This window comes from Vibrio sp. 10N.261.52.C2, assembly GCF_041471425.1.
Lineage (GTDB): Bacteria > Pseudomonadota > Gammaproteobacteria > Enterobacterales > Vibrionaceae > Vibrio > Vibrio crassostreae_C.
Genome location: NZ_JBFROH010000031.1, coordinates 74,153 through 82,291 on the forward strand (window position 1 = coordinate 74,153; position 8,139 = coordinate 82,291).

7 protein-coding genes are annotated in these 8,139 nt (G+C 44.6%); 3 read left to right on the forward strand and 4 right to left on the reverse strand.

Features of this window, described 5'->3' with window-relative positions:
• Nucleotides 1-53: 53 nt before the first annotated feature.
• Nucleotides 54-1,499 carry an N-acetylglucosamine-specific PTS transporter subunit IIBC gene (gene nagE, locus AB4307_RS12495; RefSeq protein WP_017064077.1) on the reverse strand — a complete coding sequence of 482 codons (1,446 nt, stop codon included), beginning with the start codon at nt 1,497-1,499 and terminating at the stop codon, nt 54-56.
• Between the two features lie 193 nt (nt 1,500-1,692).
• Here nagE and AB4307_RS12500 point away from each other — a divergent pair, with 193 nt between their 5' ends.
• Both AB4307_RS12500 and AB4307_RS12505 read left to right on the forward strand, forming a co-directional pair.
• Complete coding sequence (locus tag AB4307_RS12500) at nt 1,693-2,571, forward strand: LysR substrate-binding domain-containing protein (protein ID WP_017064076.1); 879 nt, start codon at nt 1,693-1,695, stop codon at nt 2,569-2,571.
• A 106-nt stretch (nt 2,572-2,677) separates the two neighbouring features.
• Nucleotides 2,678-2,845 carry a hypothetical protein gene (locus tag AB4307_RS12505; protein ID WP_017060175.1) on the forward strand — a complete coding sequence of 56 codons (168 nt, stop codon included), beginning with the start codon at nt 2,678-2,680 and terminating at the stop codon, nt 2,843-2,845.
• Nucleotides 2,846-2,978: 133 nt separating this feature from the next.
• Here AB4307_RS12505 and AB4307_RS12510 read toward each other — a convergent pair whose 3' ends face one another.
• The 3 genes from AB4307_RS12510 to AB4307_RS12520 all read right to left on the reverse strand — a co-directional run bounded on the left by AB4307_RS12510 (nt 2,979) and on the right by AB4307_RS12520 (nt 6,528).
• A complete protein-coding gene (locus AB4307_RS12510; RefSeq protein ID WP_017060176.1) occupies nt 2,979-3,899 on the reverse strand; it encodes a YeiH family protein in 921 nt (306 codons plus the stop codon).
• A 146-nt stretch (nt 3,900-4,045) separates the two neighbouring features.
• On the reverse strand, nt 4,046-5,920 hold the full coding sequence (locus tag AB4307_RS12515) for an MFS transporter (RefSeq protein WP_372132001.1): 1,875 nt from the start codon (nt 5,918-5,920) through the stop codon (nt 4,046-4,048).
• Between the two features lie 17 nt (nt 5,921-5,937).
• Nucleotides 5,938-6,528, reverse strand: a complete 591-nt coding sequence (locus AB4307_RS12520; protein ID WP_017071712.1) for a TetR/AcrR family transcriptional regulator — start codon at nt 6,526-6,528, stop codon at nt 5,938-5,940.
• Nucleotides 6,529-6,725: 197 nt separating this feature from the next.
• Here AB4307_RS12520 and AB4307_RS12525 point away from each other — a divergent pair, with 197 nt between their 5' ends.
• Nucleotides 6,726-7,634, forward strand: coding sequence for a Tim44 domain-containing protein (locus AB4307_RS12525; RefSeq protein ID WP_372132003.1), 909 nt, complete (start codon nt 6,726-6,728; stop codon nt 7,632-7,634).
• The last annotated feature ends 505 nt before the right edge of the window (nt 7,635-8,139 follow it).

The window sequence follows — 8,139 nt, forward strand, 5'->3', positions numbered from 1 at the left end:
TGGTGAAGCCGTCACAAATTCTAATTATTTATCGTGTCATTCAAGATTTGGCGTTAAGCGAGTGCCTTCTTCATTTGTTCAGCGACTTTATCTACCTTACCTAGACCAATGATAACTTGTAGACCACCTTTCCCAACCGGTACCACACCTGCCGCACCGAGTTTCTTCAGTTTCTCGCTGTCTGCTGCACCTGAGTCTTTCACAGTTAAGCGTAGACGAGTAATACAGTTATCGACTTCTAGAATGTTGTCTGCACCGCCAACCGCTTCAATGTAGCTGTTGGTTAGGTTAGCCAATGCTTCTGGCGTTTCAGTTTCTTTTTCTGCTTCCATCTCTTCACCACGACCTGGAGTACGTAGGTTGAACTTGATGATAGCGAAGCGGAAAATACCGTAGTAAAGCGCGAAGAACACCACACCTTGAACCAGTAGCATGTACCAGTTAACCGCGAGTGGGTTTTGGCTTGATAGTACTAGGTCAACGAAACCAGCAGAGAAGCCGAAGCCTGCCATCCATTCCATGCTTGCTGCAATGTAAAGCGATAGGCCTGTTAATACTGCGTGCAGTAGGAACAACACGGGTGCTAGGAACATGAAGCTGAATTCTAGTGGCTCTGTGATACCCGTGAAGAATGAAGCCATAGCTGCCGCAAGCATGATTGCGAATACTTGGTTTTTGTTTTTCGCATCAGAACAGTGATACATCGCCAATGCTGCTGCTGGTAGGCCAAACATCATGATAGGGAAGAAGCCCGCTTGGTACATGCCAGTTTTACCTGGAATACCCGTACCGTTAGCGATAGATTGCGCGCCGCCTAAGAAGTTTGGAATGTCGTTAATACCAACAACGTCGAACCAGAACACAGGGTAAAGAGCGTGGTGCATACCTACTGATAGGAACAAACGGTTGAAGAAACCAAACAGACCAGCACCCACCGCACCCATGCTTTCTAGTTTAATACCCAGAACGATCAGAGCGTCGTAAACAGCTGGCCAGATGTAAAGTAGAGCAAAAGAGAGAGCCATACCTGCGATTGAGGTCAGGATAGGAACCAAACGCTTACCGCTGAAGAACGCTAGAGCTTGAGGAAGTTCAACCGTTGAGTAGCGGTTGTAGATCTCAGCAGAGATGATACCCACAATGATACCTACGAATTGGTTGCTGATTTTGCCAAATGCCGCAGGCACTTCACTGAGTTCAACATCCATTAACTGAGCAACAGAGCCCGGAGCAAGTAGCGTGGTGACGACGAGGAACATCACAAAGCCAGACAGTGCCGCAGAACCATTCTTATCACGGCTCAAACCAAATGCGACACCCACCGCGAATAGAACCGCCATGTTGTCGATGATCGCGCCACCAGATTTGATCAAGAATGCGGCTAAGATACTTTCAGAACCCCAACCAACAGGATCCAACCAATAGCCGATCCCCATAAGGATTGCTGCAGCTGGCAGTGTGGCTACGGGAACCATCAATGCCTTACCTACTTTTTGCATATACCCGAGTATATTCATATGTGCCCCTAAGTTTGTAATTAATTTTTTTAATGTTTCTGCTCGTCAACGTATGGAGTCAAATATTGATCGAGGCAGGATTTTAAGTAACTGCGGTTATTAAAAACTTATTTCTTGATGCAAACAAACGAAACGGGTAGTAGTATGAATTAAAATTTTTAATGCATGAGTTCGTATGGCTAACCATCAATCTTTACTTAGAAATCTTCATACTTTTAATGTTGCTGCAGAGAAAATGAGCTTTACGCTAGCGGCTAGAAAGTTGCATTTGACTCAGGGAGCCGTTAGCCATCGAATCAAAGTGTTAGAAGGTGAACTCGGATTTAACTTGTTTGTGCGAGGGACTCGTAAACTGGAACTAACGGAAGAAGGTCAGCGCTTTCAACGAACGTTATCCAAGTCGTTAAGCTCTATTTTTGGTGAGATCGAAGACATTACCAACACAGACTTGTATGGACAGATCAATATCGGTACCAGTCCTGCATTTGCCAACAGTTGGTTACTGCCGAGGTTGGCTGATTTTAAACAGCGATACCCAAAGTTTAATCTCAATATTTTCTCGCAAGAAGAGCAGGATTTTCATCAAAATCATCTCGATGTCGCTATTTACTATGGTGCTGAAAATCTCAAAGACATGCATCGACAGCGCCTGTTTGGTGAAAAGTATATTCCGGTATGTACACCGAGTTACGCGGCTGAACACGACATCTTTGATGATGGCTTAGAATCGCTGCACCGGATTAATTTCATTCATGCACTAGGGTCAGATGTATGGCAGCGTTGGATTAAACACCACGGCTTAGATGTGAACTTGTTTGAGCAATTTTACTGTGTGAGCCACCGGGATATGGGCGTAAGAAGTGCCCTCAGCAATATCGGTGTCGCGATGGGGCGCTATCATTTTGTTAAGCAGTATGTTCAGACTGGTGAGCTGATAACACCTTATCCGAGCATGGATACAGACCAAGGGTATGACTTAATCTGCCCGCTAGGCACGGAAAAACGCCCTAAGGTAAGAACCTTTATTAAGTGGTTAGAAGGGCAGTTGCGCTAGGTTAGTTAATTTAGCAATTAGATAGTTCAAAACAGAATTTATTATCTTTATAACCATCCATCATAATAAGCCATATAAATAACGGATTATAGAATAAGGTCTTATTATGAAAATTGCCCTCACCATTGCGGTTTTACTGCAGATAGGCCAAGCAATCATCTCGTCAGGGTTGACTCGTTCGTTGGCTGAGCTCACCGCATTTGTGTTGGTTGTGGTACTTGTTTTAATGAAAAGAGAGAGCAAGAAGAGTGATAAGCCCCTGTTTGATTCGTGATTGTTACAACAAAGAATACCCTTACCACAAACGATAAAGGCAAAGCCCATTGGAGCTTTGCCTTTTTGTTTTTCTGCTCGCTAACCCGAGTGTCTAGGTAACCAGACAATCATCTAAAGCGTTTCTATGCGGGCTAAGCGAGAGTTAACCACGCCAATGAACCCGTTGAGATCATGACCCACATTGTAATACCAAACATCAGTGGTTTCGGCCCTGCCGCTTTTAACTTCTCAACTGAAATACCACAGCCAATTAAGAACAAACACACGACCAGTGCTCGCTTAGACACATCAAAGATTCCTTGATAGACCATCTCAAATTGTGGCAGTAAGTCACTCACCGCGATAGCGGCGCAATAGAAGAAAATGAAGTAGGGAACCGTAATCTTCTTTTGATCGTTCTTGAAGATCATCGCACTAATTAAAGCGATTGGGATGATCCAAAGTGCGCGAGCGAGCTTCAATGTTGTCGCTGTCGTCAGTGCTTCTTCGCCATACGCTGAAGCTGCACCTACTACAGAAGACGTATCGTGAATCGCTATCGCTGCCCAAGTACCAAATGTTTGTTGGCTGAGCTCAAGCGCGTGACCAATCATCGGGAATAAGAATAGAGCAACCGAGTTCAACACGAATACGGTAGCTAATGCCAAGCCAATCTGTTCATCGTCTGCTTTGATCGCGGGTGCCACTGCTGCTATCGCGCTACCACCACAAATCGCGGTACCAGAAGATATAAGATAGCCCGTAGTGCGGTCTAGCCCCATTTGTTTCGCCAAGAACCAACCAATGACTAATGTACCGATAATCGTAGTTACAATGAGCCCAATACCATCGCCTGTTACTGCTAATGCTTTTTCAAACTGAATACCAAAACCCAAGCCAACAATAGAGTAGGCCAGTAGCTTTTTGGTAAGCTTGCCGACTTCCAAGTGTTCAGGGACTAATCCTAAACTAGCAAGCAGGAAACCGATAACCAGGGCTGTCGGTGAGCTAACCCAAGGCGTTAAGCAAAACAGTGCAGCAAGATAAAATGGAACGGACTTTTTTAGGTTCATTGTATTTAGAGTCTTGTTTTGTTGTGGCGTTATTGTGATGAGACCACTATACGTTCAATAAAATGATAAGTAAGTCTAAATGAATTGAACAAACGTTAAGGAAAACTTAACGCTTGTTCAACTGATATGAATAAAGGGCTGGTTAACTAGCGTAATGATCCGCGAAGGTCAGAGACTGACTGTCGAAGCGTTTCACAAGAGGCTTGTTTAGGTGAAATCGGCTCGCCAGCTTCTATCTCTAGCTTAGTCCAGAAGCGAGTGGGTAACCCTTTGCAGGCACGGCCTTTGTAACGACTAAAGTAGCTACCCCATAATCCTTTAAGAGCCATAGGAATCACTGGGACAGGGGAACGTTTGATGATCAGCTCCATACCACGCATGAACTCAGCCATTTCGCCATCAGAGGTGAGCTTTCCTTCTGGGAAAATACACACGATGTGACCTTCATGCAGGGCACGCTCTACTTCTTTGAAAGCGTTTCGAATCGAGTTGCGGTTGGTCGCGGAGATTGGAATCACCCCAGCTCTTTTCAAGAAGCGTCGAATTGGCGGCAACTTGGTGTAATCCTCTTCCATCACAAAACGGATCAAGCGAGGGCAAACCGCACTCAGCAGCAGTGCATCCATATAACTCACATGGTTGCAGACAATCAACGCACCGCCCTTTTCTGGCAGGTGATGTAAGTTCTTATGTTTAACTCTGTACATGGTGTGAGTGACCACCCACGTAAAGAAGCGGAAAGCGTAGATAGGCACCTGATAAAACAGGTACAGCATCACCAAAGTGTTGCCCACTGCGAGCAAGATAAACAGCTGCGGAATTGAAAGATCTAGAACACTAAGGCAAACAATACCTAATACCGCACTTCCCACCATGAACAGTGAGTTGTAGATATTGAGCCCGGCAATCACTTGGGCACGCTCGTCGGGCTTGGCACGTAACTGCATCAGTGAATACAGAGGAACAATAAAGACACCGCCAGAGATACCCAGAAGCAGAAGGTAAGCAAACAGTGGCCACAGCTCTGAGTAGGTTACGAATTGATGGAAAGAACTAAAGTCAGGCAAAGACTCCGGGAGGGATATCGCCATCAGAAGACCGAAGATCGAGATACCTAAGCTGCCCATTGGCACGATGCCAATCTCAATGCGGTGATTAGATAACTTATCGCAAGCCAAAGAGCCGATCGCGATGCCTACTGAGAACAGTGCCAGTAAAAAGGCGACTGAGCTTTCAGTGCCGTTTAGGTGCAGTTTGGTGAAGTTTGGAAATTGAGTCAGGTAAGCCGCACCAAGGAACCAGAACCAGCTTATAGACATCAGTGCTTGAAAGGTTGGGCGGTCTTTTTTGGCAATCGCCAGTGTTGCACGGGTGAGCTTTACAGGTTGCCACTTTACTTTCAGGTCTGGTGCATTACTTGGCGCATGTGGGATAAAGCAGCTTGATGCATAGCCAAGCACGGCGAACGAAACAATACACACCGCAGCAATGAGCTTCGCGCCTTCTTCAGATGCAATGATGCCTGCGCCTAGAGTACCAATCAGGATCGCTAAGAATGTACCTGTCTCGACGAGAGCGTTACCAGATACCAGTTCTTTTGTTTCTAACTGCTGTGGAAGCAGGGCGTATTTCACCGGACCAAAGAAAGCACTCTGCGTTCCCATAAGGAACAGGAGCAGAAGTAATATCCCGTAGCTTTCATAGATAAATCCGATCGCACCCAGTGACATGATCACCACTTCAAGGAGCTTAACTTTACGGATAAACCACGATTTTTCGTATTTATCAGCCAGTACACCGGCTAAAGCTGAGAATAGGAAGAAGGGCAGAATAAACAGGCCAGCGGCCAAATTAATGAATAGATTGCTGGAAATAGGCAGCGTGTCTACGCTTGCGAAAGCAACAAACAGTAACAGGACATTTTTGAATATGTTGTCGTTAAAGGCTCCTAGAAATTGGGTAATAAAGTAGGGTAGGAACCTTTTTTGCGTTAACAGCGAAGATTGGCTGCTGTTGTTCATTGTCTTTCCTTGGATGATTACCAGTTGGTTAAGTAGTTTGAGACTAGGTTATTGATCAACTCTTTACCATCGATTGGCTCAGCGGCGAAAAATTTATCATCAACGCTGAGTAGAGTAATTCCATGTACTCCAGACCATAATACACGGCTAGCTTTAACGACTTCGCTTTTAGTATGTTCAGGGGCAATAGCTATTAATAGTTGCTCTAGCATACCTGTCATTCTATCGATGCGGTTTGATTGCCATTCAGGAAGGTTTTCACCGTTCATGTTGTGCTCAAAGATAAGCTGCCAACGGTGAGGGTGTTTTTGTGCAAAATCGTGGTAACAGTATGCAAGGTTGAATAGAGCTTGTTGAGGGTTGCTCGATTGTTCAACCGCTGCAGCAGATTCTGACGCCAGTTCATCTAATGTTTGAGCGACCACATGTAATAGCAATAGGTTGTAGTTACCAAATACATTCACCAAGGTACTTGGAACGTAACCAATCATATTGGCGATTTTACGTAGACTTAACTCGTGATAAGAGTGCTCTTCTAAGAAGTCGGTCACCGTTTTTAAGGTTAATTGCACTAATTGTTCGCGAGTATGATCGTTTCGTCTTGCCATGGGTACTTTCTATTAAATGAACATCGTTCAATATTTTAATGCTGCCCCAGAGTGCCGTCAATCCCTTCGCTAGTTCAGTAATCAATTAATGGCCGCAATATTATGATACATGTGTAAACACGGTGAATATTTCATTGTTCTTTGTTAACGAGTATGATTAAGGTGTCGAAAGATAAAGAACCCTATAAAGGATAATAATGAAACGATTTTTCTCACTAGTCGCGATCCTGTTGGTAACAGTCGCGGTGACGCCAATCGCGGAAGCGAAAAAGTTTGGTGGTGGTAAGTCATTTGGCAAAAGCTTTAAAACGGCTCCAGCACCAAAACAACAAAACACGAATTCGATCCGTCAAGATCAAACAGGTAAGAACACAGCAGCTAACTCTAGCAAGAAAGGCCTTATGGGCGGTCTGCTAGGTGGTTTACTTGCTGGTGGTCTTTTAGCTGCATTCTTTGGTGGCGCATTTGAAGGTATCCAGTTCATGGATATTCTGATTATGGGTCTGATTGCTTTCCTAGCGTTTAAATTCCTACGCGGAATGTTGGGCGCGAAGCAGGGCTCAATGAATCAGCAGAATACACGTGGCCAACAGCCAGCATTCGGCGGCATGGGTCAGAACAAGTTTGAACAACCTAAGCAACAACCAAATGTTCATAACTTCGAGCAAACACAACCTCAATCACAAGGCGCTGCTGGTGGTTTCGGTTTTGGTGCACAAAGCGATGTTCCACATAACTACCCACCGGGCTTTGATCAAGCGGCATTCATCAATGGTTCTCGTGAGCACTACCGTACACTGCAAGGTGCATGGAATCACAACGAGCTAAACACGATTGAAGAATACGTATCTCCAAGCCTATTTGAAGACCTAAAAGCTGAGCGTAATAAGCTAGACGGTGATCAGCACACAGACGTAATGTACGTTGATGCTGAAATCGTTCGCGCAGACCACGATGGTAGTAAAGCACAGCTAAGCCTTCAGTTTAGCGGTCGTTACCGTGACACAGCGGATGGCGTTGAAGAAGATATCACTGATATCTGGCACCTAGAGCGTGACCTAACAACTAACAATGCACCTTGGTTAATTGTTGGTATTCAAGGTTAATTCCAGGATTTAACTCAACATCAATAGGATGTAGTTATTCGGAATGACACCAAATAATAGAAAGCCCCTGCTGAGAAATCAGCAGGGGCTTTTTTGCGTCTAATGATATGTATCTTAGTTAAAGATTGGATTAACCTGAGACTAACTAACTGATTTTATTTGGATGTAATGAGTAATGACAAAGTTCTTTGAACCCGTATTGGAGCCTGAGGTTACTTTGCAGCAGAAACAGATAATTGCGAACGAATGCGAAGAACATATATCGACCCATTGTTTAGGCTGCGCTGCTTATCTGGCTTGTGAGCGTCATGCAGAAGTATGGGATCACTGATGTTTGAATGGGCTAGATCGCTTAGTTATTTGTAGGAGCGGGTTAGTGTTTAGGAAGTTGAGGGTTGTTTTAGAAGACACGTTTAGTAAGAGATAAAGCTCAGAAACGAAAAAAGCCAACTCAATGAGTTGGCTTTTCGATTTTCCAATTAAGGAGAATATGGTGGAGGGAGAC